The organism is Psychroserpens damuponensis, assembly GCF_000826655.1.
In the GTDB taxonomy this organism is placed as follows: domain Bacteria; phylum Bacteroidota; class Bacteroidia; order Flavobacteriales; family Flavobacteriaceae; genus Psychroserpens; species Psychroserpens damuponensis.
In genome coordinates, this window is sequence record NZ_JXJO01000022.1 from 174,731 (window position 1) to 193,202 (window position 18,472).

At 32.4% G+C, this 18,472-nt stretch carries 18 protein-coding genes; 9 read left to right on the top strand and 9 right to left on the bottom strand.

The window, feature by feature from the left end; translation table 11 throughout:
* The first annotated feature begins 43 nt into the window (after positions 1 to 43).
* From TD29_RS13515 to TD29_RS13525, 3 genes are all read left to right on the top strand, one after another.
* Positions 44 to 907, top strand: a complete 864-nt coding sequence (locus tag TD29_RS13515; RefSeq protein ID WP_040281276.1) for a sigma-70 family RNA polymerase sigma factor — start codon at positions 44 to 46, stop codon at positions 905 to 907.
* A gap of 28 nt (positions 908 to 935) precedes the next feature.
* A complete protein-coding gene (gene rpsU, locus TD29_RS13520) occupies positions 936 to 1,130 on the top strand; it encodes a 30S ribosomal protein S21 (protein ID WP_040281277.1) in 195 nt (64 codons plus the stop codon).
* Between the two features lie 110 nt (positions 1,131 to 1,240).
* Positions 1,241 to 1,861, top strand: coding sequence for a LysE family transporter (locus TD29_RS13525; protein ID WP_040281278.1), 621 nt, complete (start codon positions 1,241 to 1,243; stop codon positions 1,859 to 1,861).
* Between the two features lie 6 nt (positions 1,862 to 1,867).
* Here the strand turns inward: TD29_RS13525 and TD29_RS13530 are convergent, their stop codons facing one another.
* Entirely contained in the window at positions 1,868 to 2,662 is a 795-nt protein-coding gene (locus TD29_RS13530) for a DUF2797 domain-containing protein (protein ID WP_040281279.1), read from the bottom strand.
* Between the two features lie 52 nt (positions 2,663 to 2,714).
* Between TD29_RS13530 and TD29_RS13535 the strand changes: the two genes are divergently transcribed.
* Positions 2,715 to 4,235 (top strand): GH3 auxin-responsive promoter family protein, encoded by a 1,521-nt coding sequence (locus TD29_RS13535; RefSeq protein ID WP_040281280.1) that lies wholly within the window; start codon positions 2,715 to 2,717, stop codon positions 4,233 to 4,235.
* A gap of 372 nt (positions 4,236 to 4,607) precedes the next feature.
* On the opposite strand, the gene clpX is transcribed toward TD29_RS13535, so the two are convergent.
* The 8 genes from clpX to TD29_RS13575 all read right to left on the bottom strand — a co-directional run bounded on the left by clpX (position 4,608) and on the right by TD29_RS13575 (position 12,592).
* The gene (gene clpX / locus TD29_RS13540; protein ID WP_040281281.1) at positions 4,608 to 5,843 is read right to left on the bottom strand and encodes an ATP-dependent Clp protease ATP-binding subunit ClpX; all 1,236 of its coding nucleotides are present in this window, start codon (positions 5,841 to 5,843) and stop codon (positions 4,608 to 4,610) included.
* 171 nt (positions 5,844 to 6,014) lie between these two features.
* Entirely contained in the window at positions 6,015 to 6,689 is a 675-nt protein-coding gene (gene clpP / locus TD29_RS13545; RefSeq protein WP_040281282.1) for an ATP-dependent Clp endopeptidase proteolytic subunit ClpP, read from the bottom strand.
* A gap of 89 nt (positions 6,690 to 6,778) precedes the next feature.
* Positions 6,779 to 8,101, bottom strand: coding sequence for a trigger factor (gene tig / locus TD29_RS13550; protein ID WP_040281283.1), 1,323 nt, complete (start codon positions 8,099 to 8,101; stop codon positions 6,779 to 6,781).
* Between the two features lie 172 nt (positions 8,102 to 8,273).
* Positions 8,274 to 8,930 carry a hypothetical protein gene (locus TD29_RS13555; RefSeq protein WP_040281284.1) on the bottom strand — a complete coding sequence of 219 codons (657 nt, stop codon included), beginning with the start codon at positions 8,928 to 8,930 and terminating at the stop codon, positions 8,274 to 8,276.
* On the bottom strand, positions 8,923 to 10,506 hold the full coding sequence (locus TD29_RS13560; RefSeq protein ID WP_040281285.1) for a hypothetical protein: 1,584 nt from the start codon (positions 10,504 to 10,506) through the stop codon (positions 8,923 to 8,925). Before TD29_RS13560 ends, TD29_RS13555 begins: the two co-directional genes overlap by 8 nt.
* A gap of 169 nt (positions 10,507 to 10,675) precedes the next feature.
* Positions 10,676 to 11,023 (bottom strand): phage holin family protein, encoded by a 348-nt coding sequence (locus tag TD29_RS13565; RefSeq protein WP_040281286.1) that lies wholly within the window; start codon positions 11,021 to 11,023, stop codon positions 10,676 to 10,678.
* A 21-nt stretch (positions 11,024 to 11,044) separates the two neighbouring features.
* The gene (locus TD29_RS13570; RefSeq protein WP_040281287.1) at positions 11,045 to 11,815 is read right to left on the bottom strand and encodes an alpha/beta fold hydrolase; all 771 of its coding nucleotides are present in this window, start codon (positions 11,813 to 11,815) and stop codon (positions 11,045 to 11,047) included.
* A 63-nt stretch (positions 11,816 to 11,878) separates the two neighbouring features.
* Positions 11,879 to 12,592 carry a pyridoxine 5'-phosphate synthase gene (locus tag TD29_RS13575; RefSeq protein WP_040281288.1) on the bottom strand — a complete coding sequence of 238 codons (714 nt, stop codon included), beginning with the start codon at positions 12,590 to 12,592 and terminating at the stop codon, positions 11,879 to 11,881.
* Between the two features lie 90 nt (positions 12,593 to 12,682).
* Between TD29_RS13575 and TD29_RS13580 the strand changes: the two genes are divergently transcribed.
* From TD29_RS13580 to TD29_RS13600, 5 genes are all read left to right on the top strand, one after another.
* A complete protein-coding gene (locus tag TD29_RS13580) occupies positions 12,683 to 13,339 on the top strand; it encodes a CBS domain-containing protein (RefSeq protein ID WP_040281289.1) in 657 nt (218 codons plus the stop codon).
* 2 nt (positions 13,340 to 13,341) lie between these two features.
* The gene (locus TD29_RS13585; protein WP_040281290.1) at positions 13,342 to 14,217 is read left to right on the top strand and encodes an NAD kinase; all 876 of its coding nucleotides are present in this window, start codon (positions 13,342 to 13,344) and stop codon (positions 14,215 to 14,217) included.
* Between the two features lie 142 nt (positions 14,218 to 14,359).
* Positions 14,360 to 15,025 carry a type IX secretion system protein PorG gene (porG, locus tag TD29_RS13590; protein ID WP_316931860.1) on the top strand — a complete coding sequence of 222 codons (666 nt, stop codon included), beginning with the start codon at positions 14,360 to 14,362 and terminating at the stop codon, positions 15,023 to 15,025.
* Between the two features lies 1 nt (position 15,026).
* A complete protein-coding gene (locus tag TD29_RS13595; RefSeq protein ID WP_040281292.1) occupies positions 15,027 to 15,767 on the top strand; it encodes an isoprenyl transferase in 741 nt (246 codons plus the stop codon).
* The gene (locus TD29_RS13600) at positions 15,739 to 18,324 is read left to right on the top strand and encodes a BamA/OMP85 family outer membrane protein (protein ID WP_040281293.1); all 2,586 of its coding nucleotides are present in this window, start codon (positions 15,739 to 15,741) and stop codon (positions 18,322 to 18,324) included. Before TD29_RS13595 ends, TD29_RS13600 begins: the two co-directional genes overlap by 29 nt.
* Positions 18,325 to 18,472: the final 148 nt, after the last annotated feature.

Genomic DNA, 18,472 nt, shown 5'->3' on the forward strand with positions numbered 1-18,472 from the left:
GTTACATTAGACTCTTGCAAACTTTTTAAACAAGACAGAATATATGAGGCAATTAAAAATCACCAAGCAAGTTACTAACCGTGAATCGAAATCCCTAGATAAGTACCTACAAGATATAAGCAAACTTCCAATGATTACCGCTGAAGAAGAAGTTGAATTAGCTCAGCGTATTCGAGAAGGTGATCAAATAGCACTTGACAAACTCACGACAGCTAACTTACGTTTCGTAGTATCTGTTGCTAAACAATATCAAAATCAAGGACTTACATTGCCAGATTTAATTAATGAAGGAAATGCAGGATTGGTTAAAGCAGCAAAACGTTTTGACGAAACAAGAGGTTTTAAATTTATCTCTTATGCCGTTTGGTGGATTAGACAAGCAATTTTACAAGCTTTAGCAGAACAATCTCGAATAGTTAGATTACCTTTGAACAAAATTGGTTCTATAAACAAAATTAATAAAGCATTTTCGTTTTTAGAACAAACGCATCAAAGACCTCCTAGTGCTCAAGAAATAGCACAAGAATTGGATATGACGGTTTCAGAAGTGAAGCAATCTTTAAAGAATTCTGGGAGACATTTATCAATGGATGCACCTTTAAAAGAAGGTGAAACATCAAGTTTATATGATGTTGTCAAATCTGGTGAATCACCAAATCCTGACAATCAATTGATGAAAGAGTCTTTAAATGTTGAAATCAATAGAGCTTTAGACACCTTATCACAAAAAGAAAGTGATGTGATACGTTTAAACTTTGGATTAAGTGATGAGCCACCAATGACATTAGATGAAATTGGAGCTACTTTTGATTTAACTAGAGAGCGTGTAAGACAAATTAGAGAAAAAGGAATTAAGCGTTTACGTCAAGATTCTAAAAGTAAAATATTAAAAACGTATTTAGGATAGTCCTAAACCAATAATTACAAGTATTACAATGATTAAAATTTTAGTAAAAGAAGGAGAAAGCATTGAACGTGCTTTAAAACGTTACAAAAGAAAACACCGTAACGTAAAGACGATGCAAAACATACGTGAGAACCAGTTTTTCACAAAGCCATCTGTTAAAAGAAGACGTGAAATTCAAAAAGCTGGATATATCCAAGGATTGAGAGATCAAGAGGATATTTAGTAGTTTTTTTTAGCTTTATAATATATATAAAAGGTGCACCTTAATTGGATGCGCCTTTTGTTGTTTTTTATTGGTTGTAAGTTTTTCCGAAGTAAACCTACAAACTCTACATGATAATTATATATTTTTTAATTGGAGTTTTAGCTAGTGTTATTGGAGCCCTACCATTGGGCGCATCAAATATTGCAGTTATTAATACAACGATCAAACAAAATGCTAAACAAGCTTTTAAAATTGCAATTACCGCAGGTCTAGCTGAAGTTATTTTATCTTATTATGCCTTGCATTGCAATATGATGGTGAGAGCATTTTTTGATCGAAATATGTGGATTCAAATGCTAATCATCATTGTTTTAATGGCTGTTGGAGCATTTCTATTATTTAAAAAACAAAAAGAAAAAAAGCCTAAAACCTCTCAAATCACTACGTCTAAATACGCCATGGGTTTCCTTTTAGGCATATTAAATCCGCCAGTACTCATATATTGGGTTGTGGCTTTTGGCATTATTAACAACTCTCAATTAATGTTATCATTAGGCTCTCCTCTGTTTGTCCTGTTTTTATTTTTTATAGGTGTATATTTTGGTAAGCTATTTACATTATATCTGTACAGTAGATTTAGCTTGACATTAAAAAATAAAGTTCAAAATATTGGTAGAATAGTAAATAGAATTACAGGAATTTTACTTCTAATTATTGGTATTGCTCAGGCCATAAAATTATCAATATAAAGCTAATCAAGACAAACTAAACCTAACCACCAAACCTTCATTACTTCTCACATTAAAAACGCGATCATCTTCAAAGATGAGGTATTGCCCTTTTACACCAACAAGTTTCCCTGCATAAGACTGTTCATTCTCAATATTGAGACTTTTAGGTTTAAGAGGATATTTGTCAACTGGAAAGTGAATATGTGTTTCTTTATTAGTCGCTATAAAATACTCTAAAGCCTCATTAGGAATGTATTGTTTTAAACGATCTCGCCATTCTGTTAGGCTTTCGTCTTCTACATCATTCTTTAGCATTTTACGCCAATTAGTTTTATCTGCAACGTAACCTTTTAGTGCGACTTCAGTTATACCAGCGAGATAACGGTTTGGTACTTCTACAATTTCTATGGCTTCGTGAGCGCCTTGATCTATCCATCGTGTTGGCACTTGCGCTTTTCTGGTTACACCAACTTTGACATTACTAGAATTTGCCAAATACACAATATGAGGTTGTAATTGTACTTTCTTTTCATACTCTAAATCACGATCTTCCTTATCTAAATGCGCAGTACTTAGTTCTGGCCTCATAATCCAATCTCCTGCTTGCGGAATATCAAAAAAATCGTCCTTACAAAACCCTTGTCGATAAATTGGTTTGTCTAATCCGCACTTTAAACACTGGTGTTTTACAAACTCCATTGTAATGGTTTTTCCTAGTAATTGATTCATATTCAAGAAATCATTCTCTAAGATTAAATAATATTGAATGGGCTCTGCAAACTCCGTTTGCATCTTTGTTAAAACACCTTGGTAAAACATATAAAAAAAAGTATTATTTTTAAAGCATAAAGATAGCTTAAGATACTTAAATATGGCGATTCCATTAGTAAATTCTATAGCTTCATGGTTTTTAAAAAAACGATTTCATCAAATTGAATTGTTTTTAAAATATCCCAATGAAGTTCAAAATGAATTACTATTTCAACTCCTTACTACTGCAAAGGATACTGAAATTGGTAGGAAACACCATTTTAGCACCATAAGCAATTATAAAACATTTAGTGAGCGCGTTCCAATTTCTTCATACGAAGACTACCAACCTGTTATTGAAAGATCTCGTTTAGGAGAACACAATATCTTTTGGCCACATCCAATAAAATGGTTTGCAAAATCTAGTGGTACAACAAATGCAAAAAGTAAATTTATACCAGTAAGTACAGAATCTCTAGAAGACTGTCATTATGCAGCAAGTAAAGATTTATTGTGCATGTATCTTAATAATAATGAAGACTCACAATTATTTACAGGCAAAAGTTTACGCTTAGGAGGCAGTAAAGAACTCTACAAAGAAAACGGAACTGCCTTTGGTGACTTATCTGCAATATTAATTGACAACATGCCGTTTTGGGCAGAGTTTAGCAGTACACCAAGTAGTAAAGTATCCCTTATGGATAATTGGGAACTTAAAATGCAGGCCATCGTTGAAGAAACTCGAAACGAGAACGTCACAAGTTTAGCAGGTGTACCTTCATGGATGCTCGTTTTGCTTAACAATGTTTTAGATGCAACAAGAAAAGACAACCTATTTGACATTTGGCCCAATCTAGAAGTGTATTTTCATGGAGGCGTGAGCTTTGTGCCATATACCGATCAATATAAAGCCATTTTACCAAAATCTAATTTTAGGTATTATGAATCTTATAATGCTTCGGAAGGTTTTTTTGCCATCCAAGATCGTAACAATAGTAGCGAATTATTACTCATGTTAGACTATGGGATTTTCTATGAATTTATACCAATGGACACTTACGGAACATTACACCAAAGAGTGATTCCGCTAAGCGAAGTTGAAGTCCATAAAAATTACGCAGTAATCATCACTACTAACGCCGGACTTTGGCGCTATAAAATTGGAGACACAGTAAGATTTACATCCATAAATCCGTATCGAATAAAAGTATCAGGTCGTACCAAACATCATATTAATGCATTTGGTGAAGAATTAATTATTGAAAATGCCGAAGATGCGCTTAGAGCCGTTTGCAAAACTACACGATCTGAAATCGTAGACTACACAGCAGCTCCAATTTTTATGAAAGGCAAAGACAAAGGTTCTCATGAATGGTTAATTGAATTTAAAACACCGCCTCAAAATCTCAACACTTTTAATGAACTCTTAGACACAACACTAAAATCTCTAAATTCAGATTATGAAGCCAAGCGCCTTAATAATATGACGTTAAATATGCCTAAAGTTCATATAGCACGAGAGCATTTGTTTTATGATTGGCTAAAACAGCATGACAAATTGGGTGGTCAACATAAAATCCCACGACTTTCTAATAGTAGAGAGTATATAGACGAACTTCTAGAGCTCAATACAACCTCTTAATACCTATACGTGTAGCTGTATTACTTCGGAAACCTCAACTAAAACATATTTTATTAATGTAATTAACATGGTTTATCGCATAAATCCGACGAACGACAAGCGTATTTTCCCACACAACGAGAATAAACAAAGGTTCATCTAAAACACGGAAAAGTCATTTTTTTTATGACAACAATGCACCTATATTTACTAAGTCTTAAAGAAACAACTGTAGTATTTAGTTGCTGTAAGACCTTCAAAATTTCAAAAAAAAATTTCAAAATATTGTCACGCAATATTAATTATTACATCCAATAAAAAAACCACTCTCGGGAAAAGAGTGGTTCTTTTTTTTCTATTATATTATATTCTTTTTGTTCTAAAAATGCTCTTTTAAGAAACTGCTTTCAACTTTTTTAGCGTTGTTTTATTAAGTTTATCTTCAGCATATGATTTAGTGACATTAAGCTTTTTATCCTTAGAGCTAGGCATTTCAAACATAGCATCAGTTAAAATTTCTTCACATAATGAACGTAAACCTCTTGCACCTAACTTATACTCAATAGCTTTAGTAACAATAAAATCTAATGCACCATCAGTAATACTCATTTCGACCTCATCCATCTCAAAGAGTTTTTTATACTGCTTAATAATTGCATTTTTAGGTTCAGTTAGAATAGCTCTTAAAGTTTTACCATCTAGAGGATCCATGTAAGTTAAAACAGGAAGACGACCTATAATTTCTGGAATTAAACCAAAATCTTTTAAATCTTTTGGAATGATATATTGTAATAAATTGTCTTTATCGATAACCTCATCATCACTTGATGCAGCTTTGTAACCCATTGCTGCCATATTTAAGCGTTTTGAAATTTTCTTATCAATACCATCAAATGCTCCACCTGCAATAAACAATATATGTTCGGTATTGACTTCAATGAATTTTTGATCTGGATGTTTTCTACCGCCTTTTGGTGGGACGTTTACAACAGTACCTTCAAGAAGTTTCAATAAAGCTTGTTGTACACCTTCTCCAGAAACATCTCTAGTAATAGAAGGATTATCACTCTTACGCGCTATTTTATCAATCTCGTCAATAAAAACAATACCTTTTTCTGCCTTTTCTAAATTATAGTCGGCCGCTTGTAATAAACGTGTTAAAATACTTTCTACATCTTCTCCAACATAACCAGCTTCGGTTAATACTGTTGCATCAACAATTGCTAAAGGTACATTTAACATTCTAGCCACTGTTTTTGCCATTAATGTTTTACCTGTACCTGTTTCACCAACCATGATTATATTTGATTTTTGAATTTCAATATCATCATCACTTGGTGGTTGCAATAAACGTTTGTAATGGTTGTAAACTGCAACAGACATTACTTTTTTAGTATACTCTTGACCAATAATATATTCATCAAGAAATGCTTTAATTTGTAATGGTTTTCTAAGCATTAGATCTGAAGATAACTCTTCATTTCCAGCCTGCTTAGACTCTTCTAACACAATACCGTGAGCTTGCTCAATACAACGATCACAAATATGCGCATCTAAACCTGCAATTAATAAACTGGTTTCAGGCTTTTTCCTTCCACAAAACGAACATTCTAATTCTTCCTTTGCCATTTTAAATTTTATTTAAATTTCTACTGCTGTAGGAATTTCATCAATTAAAGTTTTAAATTCACTTAAAACTTTTTCTTGTAGTTTTTATTAATTCGGACATGTTACAACTCACAAATAGTACTGTTAATGCCAATAGTTTTGAGAATTCCATTTTCCGAAGTAAACATTATTTTATCCTCTTGATAGTACTTCGTCTATCATACCGTATTCTTTAGCTTTATCTGCTTTCATCCAGTAGTCACGATCACTATCTTCATACACTTTGTCGTAATCTTGCCCTGAATGTTTCGCGATAATTTTATAAAGTTCTTCTTTAAGGGTTACAATCTCACGCGCTGTAATTTCGATATCACTTGCTTGCCCTTGTGCACCTCCTAGTGGTTGGTGAATCATCACACGAGAATGCGTTAAACCACTACGTTTACCTTTTTCTCCTGCTGCTAAAAGTACTGCTCCCATTGAAGCTGCCATACCTGTACAAATTGTTGCTACATCTGGCTTTATTAATTGCATAGTATCATAGATTCCTAATCCTGCATACACGCTACCTCCTGGTGAGTTGATGTAAATTTGAATATCTTTACTTGCATCTGCACTTTCTAAAAATAATAATTGTGCTTGTATAATATTTGCAATTTGATCATTTATTGCCGTACCCATAAAAATAATACGATCCATCATTAAACGAGAAAACACATCTAATTGAGAAATATTTAATTGACGTTCTTCTATAATGTACGGTGTCATACTTGTAGGATACATACTGCTAACGATCTTGTTATAATACGTACTGCTGATACCTTGATCTTTTATTGCGAATTTTTCAAATTCTTTTCCGTAATCCATATATCTTTTTCTGAAATTTTATTGTGAAACAAAAAAGCGTAAAACTTATAAAGTTCTACGCTCAAATATACTAATTATATATCTTATTTTTAACTATAGAACTCTTTTACAAATTCGTCGTAAGTTATTTCTTTTGTCTTTAAGTTCGCTTCTGCTTTGTAAAGATTTAACAGTTTCGTACTCATTAACTGCTCAGATAAACGCTTAACCTCATCCTTATTAGATAAAATTCTTGCTGCAATACCGTCTAACTCTTCATCACTAGAATTCATTTGACCAAATTGCGCCATTTGCACTTTAATCATTTCTTTAGCGTGAGCTTGTAAATCTTCAAACTGTACTTGTAAGTTATGCTTCTCAATTAATTTACCTTCTATTAATTGGTAACGCATGCTTTTTTCAGACTTTTCATACTCTTCTTTGGCTTGATCTGCATCCATTTCTGTCTCACCTGCTGTTTGCATCCATTTTTGTAAGAATTCAGCTGGTAAGTCAAATTTTGTGTTTTCTACTAAATACTCAGTTACGTCGTTTAATAGTTTTTGATCACCTTGTTGTGCAAATTGCTTTTCAGAATCTTCCTTGATTTTATCTTTAAGCTCTGTTACTGATGTTACAGTATCTTTTCCGAAGAGTTTATCAAACAACTCTTGATCTAAGTCTGCTAGTGCTCTCTCGTTGATTTCGCTAATTGTGAAATTAACTTCGATATCTAGATCTTTTGTGTCTTCATGAGACATTTTTAAAGCTGCAGCTAAATCGTGGTTTTCATTAAATAACTTTTTTGTTTTTAATGTCACAACATCACCAACTTTAGCACCTAAAAATTGCTTCTCTGTTGCTTTACCTTTAAATTTATCTAAGGTAATCATTGTAGAGTTATTAATCTCTTTCTCTTCATTTTCAAAAACACCTGTAATCTCAGATTCTTTGACTACTTCAGTTTGAGATGTAATTTTACCGTATTGCTTTCTAATATGAATGATTTGATCATCAATCATTTTTTTATCGGCTACGATATTATAATGTGTGATGGCTTTTTTACTTTTTAAATTGACCTCGAATTCTGGCGCAAGACCTAATTCAAACTCAAAAGAAAAATTATCGCTGTTCCAATCTAAATCATCTTGAGGTTTTGGTAATGGGTTACCTAAAACATCTAATTTTTCTTCGGTTAAATATTTACCTAAAGCATCTTGCAACAACTTATTAACTTCATCTACCAATACGGCTTTACCATATTGCTTTTTTACCATAGTCATTGGCACATGCCCTTTTCTAAAACCAGGTATGTTAGCCGACTTACGGTAATCACTTAATATTTTTTCTACTTGATCGCTATAATCTTCTTTAGCGATATCTACTGTTACAACTGCATTTAATGCATCGATGTTTTCTCTTGTAATATTCATTTTATCAACTGTAAACCCAAAAAGGGCATTAATATTTTTACCTTAAAAAGGGCTGCAAAAATACAATTTTTTTTGCAACCCGACAATAAGTTTAATTGATTGTGTTTGAAACTATTTTTTTAATTAAAAACTATTAAACAGGTTAAAATCAATATGTATTTGAAATTTAATCTTATGCTATCCAATCTTCTATTATTTTATCTATCACCCAATTACCATTTTCTTTCTTTATAAATACGATAACTCCATGACCATCCAAACCGCTATATACAATACTCATTTTAAAAGCTCCTAAGTTTTCTTCTTTATTGAAATATATACTAGATAAAGAACAAATTGGAGGATTTCTCTCCAGTTTTTGATTTCCCAACAACTTCAAACCTTTTTTAAAATCTGTGTGACTAATAATCGTATACTTGCTGCTATCTATCTCAAATTTTGATAACTCAATTTTTAAAGTTGTTTGAGCAGATATATCTTCTTCAGTAATTGCTTTGTAATCCAACTCAGATTTAAAATACTTAATTTTAGAAAAAAAATCATTTAAGTTGCTGATAGGTTTTATTGAATCTAGAAGAATTATATGTAATGGAGACAAATTAAGGTTCATTTTTAAATTTGCTCTTTCCATTAATTTACTTCGACTTAAGGAGTCTTTAAAGTCTTGTGGAGAAGGGACTACCAATCTACGACGGTCAAAAACTGCAGAATCAAGCAGAGTATTTATGTTTTTTTGGAAAAATATTTTTTCCGTATTTTTTGATGTAGTACAACAAGTGACCAAAATCAGTAATAATAAAAAAACTAAAGTTAAATATCCTTTATTCATCACAATCTTGTTTTTTTAAGTCAGTAATAGTAATTTGTTGTAAATTCTGATAATTGTTTTCTTCGGTTGTAGTCAATAATGGAGGAATAGCATTTTTTCCAATAACACTAAGACCATCCCACGCATACCACATATAGTGATTTAAGTTATAATGATTATCATCTAGCTCGCTAACAGCTCTAGCCAAAGGTTCAAGATGATTATATACCATATAAGTATGTGATGCGAAATTCGAAACATTATTTGCTGCAACTATTCCTTTATAATATTCATAATAGCTAACTAAATAATTGAATTGAGCTTGAGGTAGCGGTTCAAGAACCTGGTTATTTCCTATATAAATCCTTCTAAGTTCAGCCTGCAGGCCTTCATGCAAAATTAATGCAGCAATCTCTAAACTAGTTAATGTATTTATAGCTGGGGGAAATGTTATAGTGATAATACCAGTGTCCGAATCATAAGTTGTTAATCCATCAGCTGCGTCTGGCACAGTACCAATTTGAAATTTTAATTTAGATTTTGATTTGTTATTAGTAAAATCTGACATTAAATCTTTAAAAAGATTATTTCCTGTTGATTTTAATAATTCATAAACACAATCGGCTTTAGTATTAATAAAAGTGGAATCTTTGATGATTTCGTTAACCATATCCAGCTCAGAACCTTCTAAAGATTCATTTATTGCTCCCTCAGCAAAATCCAAAGCCTCCTGCTCATAACTCCCGTCCTCATTTTCATGATCTTCTAAATAGTGATCAATAGCAACTACTTCAAACGCGTTGGCAACATCATCTAACCAAGCATTCTCTTCAACGAAATCTCCACCAATAACATTAAATCCTAGAGCTTGTTTAATTCTAGTTCTGGTATCATTAAGCCCATTTGAAGAATTATAAGGTATTACTCCAATACCACCAGGACCTGTATTGCCAGGACCTGTGTTACCCGAACCTCCTCCCGAAGGTACACAATAAGTCACATAACCTCCTTCGCATTCTGTATAAGGCATACCTATACCTTTATAATTACAATCTCCCTGTGCTCCAGTACCACTATGTTCGCCACTAGTACATGTAAAATCCGTACATTCATTAACCCATTCGGTTAATGCAAATTCTTCTGCGCCACAATTACTAAAATTTCTAGCTAGTAAGTCGTCATCCTGAATTTCTAAAACACTTCCATTTTCTATATCCCACTTTTGTAATACTGTATCGTAAGGATAGCTTATTAGTATTTGTGAATATGTAGAGTCATTAAAATAAGTCACTACATAATTTTCAAGAATATCTGGGTTTTCAGTTTCTCGGTACACTTTAAAGGCATAACTCTCATAGAAATCTGAGACTAAAAGTTGTACTTGACTTGTATCAATAACAAAACCATGAGTTGTTGATTCTATATATCTTGAAGATGAACTATTTGATTTTTCAAATTTTGAAGTCACAGTCCTATATAGATCTTTGTTCGCTCTTACAATAGAATCCGATTGATAAATATACGTTTGTAATTTATGACCCTTAATATTTTGGTAGATTAAAGCTTCTTCTTGTAGATTCTCTTTTTGACATCCCACTTACCCAATAAGACAAATAATTAATAACAGACTTAGTTTTTTCATATTTATAGCTGATTTAAGCTTAAGTTCCAAACTTATACCTAAAACACATACAACACAATACGTAGATCTACGTACATTTTGATTTTAAAGTGTTAAAGTTTTGTTTTGAAGCTTAAAACTAGCACTACTTTTTATCATCCTTCAAAATCGAATACGCAATAGATTGTGAGATGGATAATAGAATACTAAACAACAAGGCAATCCAGAATCCACTTACTGCAAAACCATCAATAAACTTATCTGCTATTAAAATAATACATGCATTGATTACAAAAAGAAACAATCCTAAAGTTACGATAGTAATTGGTATGGTTAAAACAACTAAAATAGGCTTAACAATAAAATTAAGTAACCCTAAAACAATAGCGACAATTAATGCAGCCGTAAAACCGCCAACAGCAACACCTGGTAAAAAATGAGCTAAGAGCATGACGATACCTGCGGTTACTATGAGTCTGATTAATAAATTCATTTCAAAACATTTAATTGATTATTAGTTTAAGGTAATAAAATTTATCACAGCATCATAAAAATCTGTTGGGTTTTCTGCATGCAACCAATGTCCTGCGTTACTTATGGTTTTTATTTCCGCAAGCGGAAAGTGTTGCTTTATTAATTTTTCATCGGTTGGCATGACATATTCGCTTTTATCACCTCTTAAGAATAAGGTAGGCTTTTCAAATTTTGAATGGATTGGTAAGGCTTCTCCAACTTCAGATACATTCTCTTTTAAAACCTCAAGGTTTATGCGCAGTGCGAGTTGTCCTTTTTCTATCCAATATAAATTTTTAAGCAAAAACATGCGTGTACCTTGTTCCTGAACATATTTTGATAATTGTTGATCTGCTGCGCCTCTACTTTTTACTTCGGAAAAATCTAATGATGATAATCCGTCTAAAATAGCATCATGATGTATTGGGTAAAAACGCGGACTAATATCTGCTACCAACAGTTTTGAAACGAGTTCTGGATATTCCGTAGAAAATAACATGGCAGTTTTTCCTCCCATAGAATGACCTAGTAAGATAATATCTTCTAGATTATGATCGTCACAATAGGTTTTCAAATCTTCTGCCAAGACTTCATAACTAAAATCATCATCATGAAAGCTTCTCCCATGATTACGTTGATCTACAAGGTGCATTTCAAATCTAGCTTCGGCAAATTTATTACCTAAGGTTTTCCAGTTGTCGCTCATACCGAGAAAGCCATGGAGAATGATAAAGGGCTGACCTTGTCCTAATATTTGGGAGTGTAGTTTCATTTAATTTTATCTTTTAAGATGAGATTTCTCACATTCGTTGGAAATGACAAATAGCAATGTTAATTATTTAAGTCTTTGCAAGTACATTTGTATCACATTTTCGATTCCTAAGTATAAACTTTCAGCAACTAAAGCATGACCAATGGAAACCTCTAATAATCCTGGAATATTATCTTTAAAAAATTTAATATTATCCAAAGATAAATCATGTCCTGCATTGACACCCAAACCTATCTCGTTAGAGAGTTCTGCAGCTTTCGTAAAAGGCGCAATGGCACTTGTATTCCCTAAACCATATTGATGTGCAAAACTTTCGGTATAGAGTTCAATTCTATCTGCTCCAGTAAGTTTAGCGCCTTCAATCATTTTTAAAACAGGATCTACAAATATTGAAGTTCGTATACCTTGAGACTTAAATTCTTGAATGACTTCAGACAAGAAATCCTTGTGCGTTACAGTGTCCCAACCTGCATTAGATGTTAGTGCATCAACAGCATCTGGCACCAAAGTAACTTGTGTTGGCTTGACCTCTAAAACTAAATCCATAAATGATTTAATTGGGTTTCCTTCAACATTAAACTCTGTAAACACTTCTGGTTTCAAATCTCGCGTGTCTTGGTAGCGAATATGTCGTTCATCTGGCCTAGGATGCACTGTAACGCCTTGTGCTCCATAACGCTGCACGTCTTTTGCAAATTGCAAAACATTTGGTGTATCTCCACCTCTAGAGTTTCTTAAAGTAGCTATCTTATTAATATTTACACTTAACTTCGTCATATATTCATAGTTTACAGTTACAAAAATACAAACAAGTTGATGCTTATTGTGGTTATTTTTAATTAATTTGCAATAGAATTAAACACCATTATGCCATTAAAACAATACATAATAAACGACATTAAACCACTCAATATAAATGAGAAAGTTAGCGATGCTCAACTTCTATTTAACGAGTTGACGTATTCTCATATTCCTGTAGAGAAAGATGGTATTTATCAAGGCTGCATATCTGAAAATGATGCACATTGTTTTGAATCACAAAAAACTATTGCCGACTGTAATTATTCTATTGAAGGCTTTTTTGTTAGACAAGACACCAATTGGCTTGACGTACTAGAGAATTTTGCTCAAAATTCTTGCAACATTATGCCTGTTTTAGATAAACATAATAATTATTTAGGGTATTATGAACTTGGTGATATAATTAGCTTATTTAATGAAACTCCTTTTTTTGCCGAACCTGGTGGAGTTTTAATTGTAGAAAAAGGAATTCAAGATTATTCGTTTAGTGAAATTAGTCAAATAGTAGAATCAAATGACGCCAAAATATTAGGTGCTTTTGTGTCTAAAATGGATAACGACCTGGTTCAAATAACCCTTAAAATTGGCAACGCAGGACTTAACGATGTCACACAAACCTTTAGGCGTTACAGTTACAATATTATTTCTGGCCATGAAGAGGATTCATATATTGAAAATTTGAAAGAGCGTTCTGAATACCTCAAAAAATACTTAGACATTTAAATATGAAGGTAGCTGTTTACAGTTTGTATTATCCAGAAAAATCTACTGAAGCTTTTGACGAACTTGTTGGTGTGCTTCGGAAAAATAACGTTGACATTTATATTGAGTCTAAATTTTATGAACAGCTCATTTCCGAAGTAAAACACATGAAAGGGGTTCGAACATTTTCAGAATTAAACGAAAGTTTTGACCTTTTAATAAGCGTTGGTGGTGATGGTACTATTTTAAGAGCTATAACTTTTGTTAGAGATTTTTCTATACCAATTGTTGGCATTAACACAGGACGACTTGGTTTTTTAGCAACCATTCAAACTGATGAAATAGAATCTGCAATAGAGCATATTTTAAATGGTAATTATAAAACTTCTGAACGTACGTTATTAAGTGTTGACACAGATCCTAAAAATGAAGATCTATCTCACACTAATTTTGCACTTAATGAAATTGCCGTAAGTAGAAAAAACACAACCTCTATGATTACTGTAGAAACGCATCTCAATGGTGAATATCTTACTTCATATTGGGCTGACGGATTAATTGCTGCTACACCAACAGGATCTACAGGGTATTCATTAAGTTGTGGTGGCCCAGTAATTACACCAGACGCCAACAGTTTTGTATTAACACCAATTGCGCCTCATAATTTAAATGCACGACCTTTAGTAATACGTGACGATACTATAATACAATTAACGGTTGATGGTAGAGAAGACCAACATTTAATGTCGTTAGACTCTAGAATTGTTACCCTATCTAATGCCACAATAATCACTATAAAAAAAGCAAATTTTAAAATAAAAATGGTAGAACTCCTCGATGAACGTTTTATAGATACCTTAAGACAAAAGATGCTTTGGGGAGAAGACAAACGAAATTAAGAGTTATCCCAATACAAGATGCAATAAAACCTTATATATTCTGTTTTTACAAAGACTATTTGCCTCAAATTACCATAGGCAATTCAGAATTATTATATTTGCAAACTTTTAAAAATTTATGAGGTATTTAATCTTATTTTTATTGAGTATATTTTTTTCACAGACGAGCCACTCTCAAATCTACGAAGTTGGTGTGTTTGGAGGAGGAAGTAATTTTATTGGTGATATTGGTTCTACTTCTTATATTGCACCAAGTGATCCTGCATTAGGATTAATATTAAAATGGAATCGTAGCCCTAGACACTCTTGGAGAGTCTCATTAATTTATTCAGATTTAAAGGGTAGTGATAGTAAAAGTGACGACCCAAGACGAAAGGAACGAAATTATGCTTTTGATAGTAATTTACTTGAAATTTCGGCAGGAATGGAATATACCTTTTGGGATTTTGACTTACACACAAGTGGTTTAAAAGCTGTACCCTATCTTTATTCTGGAATTGCAATAGCCAATCATGATAATTATTATTTTGATGCTGCAGGAACCTATACATCTGAAGGTACTGATAGTTGGGCTTTTGGTATTCCAATGGCTTTAGGTGTAAAATCTAATATTACCAATCACTTAATTTTAGGTTTTGAAATTGGCGCACGTTATACATTCTCTGATGAATTAGACGGTAGCGTACCAGACTCTGAAGGGTTAGAAGCGTTTTCATTTGGAAACATAAATAGTAATGATTGGTATGTATTTACAGGCTTTACGTTAACTTATACATTTGGTCAACGACCATGTTATTGCAATTTTTAAAATGGATTTAAAAGACCAAATACAACTCGATAAATTACCGCAGCATGTTGCCATTATTATGGATGGCAATGGTCGTTGGGCAAAACAAAAAGGGTTAATTAGAGTTATTGGTCATGAAAATGGGACAAAATCAGTAAGAGATGTTATTGAAGCAAGTGCAGAATTAGGCATAAAAAACTTAACATTATACGCGTTTTCTACAGAAAACTGGAAACGGCCTAAACTAGAAGTTCAAACCCTTATGAAGCTTTTAGTAAAGTCATTAAAAAAAGAAATTAAAACACTACAAGATAATAACATAAAATTATCTGCGATAGGAAATCTAAGTGATTTACCTAAAAATGCTCATAAAGAATTATTAGAAGTAATAGATAAAACACAAAACAATACACGAATGACCTTGACATTAGCGCTAAGCTACGGCTCAAGGGAGGAAATTGTTAACGTTATTAAAGAATTAACAGATAAAGTTAAAAATAATATAATTTCTATTGAAAGTATTGACGAATCAATTATTAATAAGCATCTTTACACGCAAAATTTACCAGATGTTGATTTGTTAATACGAACCAGTGGTGAGCATCGGATAAGCAACTTTTTACTATGGCAAATTGCTTATGCCGAATTATATTTTACAGACATTCTTTGGCCTGATTTTAAGAAGAAGGACCTTTATGAAGCTTTGATTAATTATCAAAATAGAGAACGACGATTTGGAAAAACAAGTGAACAACTTAGCTAACAACTTACTTTTGAAAACATATATTAAGTCACTACTAACGGCATTTATTTTTATTACATCTTTTGTAGTAACTGCGCAACAATCAGATTTTAATCAAGGTAAAAAATACATCTTAGAAGATGTTCAGGTTACTGGAAATACCAATTTTAATCCATCAACGGTTATCTCTTTTTCTAGATTAAAAATAGGAGAAGAAATCGTTATACCTGGAGAACAAATTAGTAATGCTATTAAAAAGCTATGGGACTCAAACTTGTTTAGTAGTATTGATGTGTATTTAGCAAAATCTGAAGGAGATAAAGCCTATTTAGAAATAAACTTAGTTGACTTACCTGAATTAAATGAAGTCACTATTAAAGGGGTTAAGAAAGGAAAAATAGATGGTTTAAAAACCGAGAATAGTCTTTCAAAAGGTGTTAAAGTAACAGAAAACTTGGTTACAACTACGCGTAACTACATCACTAACAAGTATAAAAAGCAAGGTTTTTTAAATGCTAAAACTACAGTAACCACCAAAGAAATCACCAATGACTCTATTGAAAAAGCTAGAGTTAATATGCTTGTTTTCATTGATAGAGGTGAAAAAGTTAAAATTGATAACATTAGCTTTAATGGTAACGATAAGATTTCTGATAAAAAACTCAGAAAATCAATGAAAAATACGAAGAAAAAAAATCCGATTCGTATTCTAAAACGTTCTAAATATATTAAAGAGGATTACAAAGAAGATTTAGTAAGCGTCATAGACACCTATAAAGAAAACGGATATCGTGATGCTAGAATTATCAGTGATTCTATTGTATATAAGGATGACAAAACCATTAGTTTGTTTGTAAATGTAGAAGAAGGTGAACAATACAAGTTTGGTGAAATTAAATTTGTAGGTAACGCTGTTTTTACTGATCAGCAATTACATTCGATATTAAAAATTAATAAAGGCGCTACTTATAATGGCGTTGAATTGCGTAAAAGAATAGCAGATGACACCAAACCTGATGGTGTAGACATAACAAACTTGTATCAAGATAACGGTTATTTATTTTCAACAATTAATCCCGTTGAGACGAGTGCTGAAGGTAATGTTATAGACATGGAGATTAGAATTTCTGAAGGTAAACCTGCATACTTTAATAATGTTAGTGTAAGTGGAAATGATAAAACAAATGACCACGTAATTTATAGAGAATTAAGAACTAAACCAGGGACGCTATATCGAAAAAGTGATGTAATTAGAACTATTAGAGAATTAGGTCAATTAGGTTTCTTTGATGCTCAGCAGTTAACACCTAACATGAAAAATTTTAACACTCAAGATGGGACAGTTGACATAGATTATCAAGTTGTAGAACGTGGTTCTAGCCAAATTGAACTGCAAGGTGGTTATGGTGGTGGAAGTTTTATTGGAACGTTAGGACTATCATTTAATAACTTCTCAATAAGAAATATTTTCAATAAGGAGGCGTACAAACCTATACCTTCTGGAGATGGTCAAAGTTTAGCCTTGCGTTTACAAGCCTCACGATTTTATCAAACGTATAGTTTTTCATTCTCTGAACCTTGGTTAGGAGGAAAACGACCAGTTCAATTATCAACATCACTGTCACATACCAAACAGTTTTTATATAATTCGGTAACACAAGATGCAGATAAAGACAGACGATTTAATATTACAGGCCTTTCTGTAGGGATTGCAAAGCGTTTAAAAGTACCAGATGATTATTTTACACTTTCTCAAGCTGTAGCATTTCAGCATTACGATTTAAGGAATTATAATACTGGTTTATTTACATTTGGTAATGGACATTCTAACAACCTATCATATACTATAGGTTTATCTCGTAATAATTTATCTGTAGATCCAATATATCCAACAGGTGGTTCTAGCTTTTCAATAACGGGTAAATTCACTTTACCATACTCATTGTTTAATAGTGTAGATTATGAAGCTTTAATTAACGAACGAGATGCCCTAGACGCAACAGATCCTGATGATCTAGCTAGAATTGGAGAAATAGATCAAGAACGTTTTAATTGGTTAGAATTTTATAAGGTAAAATTTAAAGGAGACTGGTACACAAAGATTTGGGATAAATTAGTTGTCAAATCTGGAATGGAATTTGGATTCTTAGGCGCTTATAATCAAGATAGAGGTGTTGTACCTTTTGAACGTTTCTTTCTTGGTGGTGATGGCTTAGCTAATTATGCTTTAGATGGAAGAGAGGTTGTACAACTTCGTGGTTACCCTAACCAATCGTTATCTTCTACAGATGGTGGTACGATATACAATAAATTCTCAATGGAGTTACGTTACCCTATTACTTTAGGTGCTCAAGCTAAAATTTATGGGTTAACATTTATAGAAGCAGGTGCTTCATTTGATAACTTTAGAGACTATAACCCATTCGATCTTCAAAGATCTGCAGGTGTTGGACTTAGAATTTTCATGCCAGCATTTGGTTTATTAGGTATTGATTTTGGTTATGGTTTTGACCCGCTACCTGGAGAAACTGTAAAGAATGGTCAAGAAATTCATTTCATTATTGGACAACAATTTTAATCTTGGCACGATATTTTCTATTAACATTTTGACGATTTAATGTGTGTGTTAAAATTTTTCTAAATATATTTCGTTAATTTGAAAAACTAAACACAATGACAGGATCGTAATTTAATCTGTCGTTTTAAAAGTTTATAGAAATTTCATA

Coding starts and splice junctions, on each gene's coding strand:
- TD29_RS13515 (WP_040281276.1), top strand. CDS start 44: ATGAGGCAATTAAAAATCACCAAGCAAGTTACTAACCGTGAATCGAAA.
- rpsU (WP_040281277.1), top strand. CDS start 936: ATGATTAAAATTTTAGTAAAAGAAGGAGAAAGCATTGAACGTGCTTTA.
- TD29_RS13525 (WP_040281278.1), top strand. CDS start 1,241: ATGATAATTATATATTTTTTAATTGGAGTTTTAGCTAGTGTTATTGGA.
- TD29_RS13530 (WP_040281279.1), bottom strand. CDS start 2,662: ATGTTTTACCAAGGTGTTTTAACAAAGATGCAAACGGAGTTTGCAGAG.
- TD29_RS13535 (WP_040281280.1), top strand. CDS start 2,715: ATGGCGATTCCATTAGTAAATTCTATAGCTTCATGGTTTTTAAAAAAA.
- clpX (WP_040281281.1), bottom strand. CDS start 5,843: ATGGCAAAGGAAGAATTAGAATGTTCGTTTTGTGGAAGGAAAAAGCCT.
- clpP (WP_040281282.1), bottom strand. CDS start 6,689: ATGGATTACGGAAAAGAATTTGAAAAATTCGCAATAAAAGATCAAGGT.
- tig (WP_040281283.1), bottom strand. CDS start 8,101: ATGAATATTACAAGAGAAAACATCGATGCATTAAATGCAGTTGTAACA.
- TD29_RS13555 (WP_040281284.1), bottom strand. CDS start 8,930: ATGAATAAAGGATATTTAACTTTAGTTTTTTTATTATTACTGATTTTG.
- TD29_RS13565 (WP_040281286.1), bottom strand. CDS start 11,023: ATGAATTTATTAATCAGACTCATAGTAACCGCAGGTATCGTCATGCTC.
- TD29_RS13570 (WP_040281287.1), bottom strand. CDS start 11,815: ATGAAACTACACTCCCAAATATTAGGACAAGGTCAGCCCTTTATCATT.
- TD29_RS13575 (WP_040281288.1), bottom strand. CDS start 12,592: ATGACGAAGTTAAGTGTAAATATTAATAAGATAGCTACTTTAAGAAAC.
- TD29_RS13580 (WP_040281289.1), top strand. CDS start 12,683: ATGCCATTAAAACAATACATAATAAACGACATTAAACCACTCAATATA.
- TD29_RS13585 (WP_040281290.1), top strand. CDS start 13,342: ATGAAGGTAGCTGTTTACAGTTTGTATTATCCAGAAAAATCTACTGAA.
- TD29_RS13595 (WP_040281292.1), top strand. CDS start 15,027: ATGGATTTAAAAGACCAAATACAACTCGATAAATTACCGCAGCATGTT.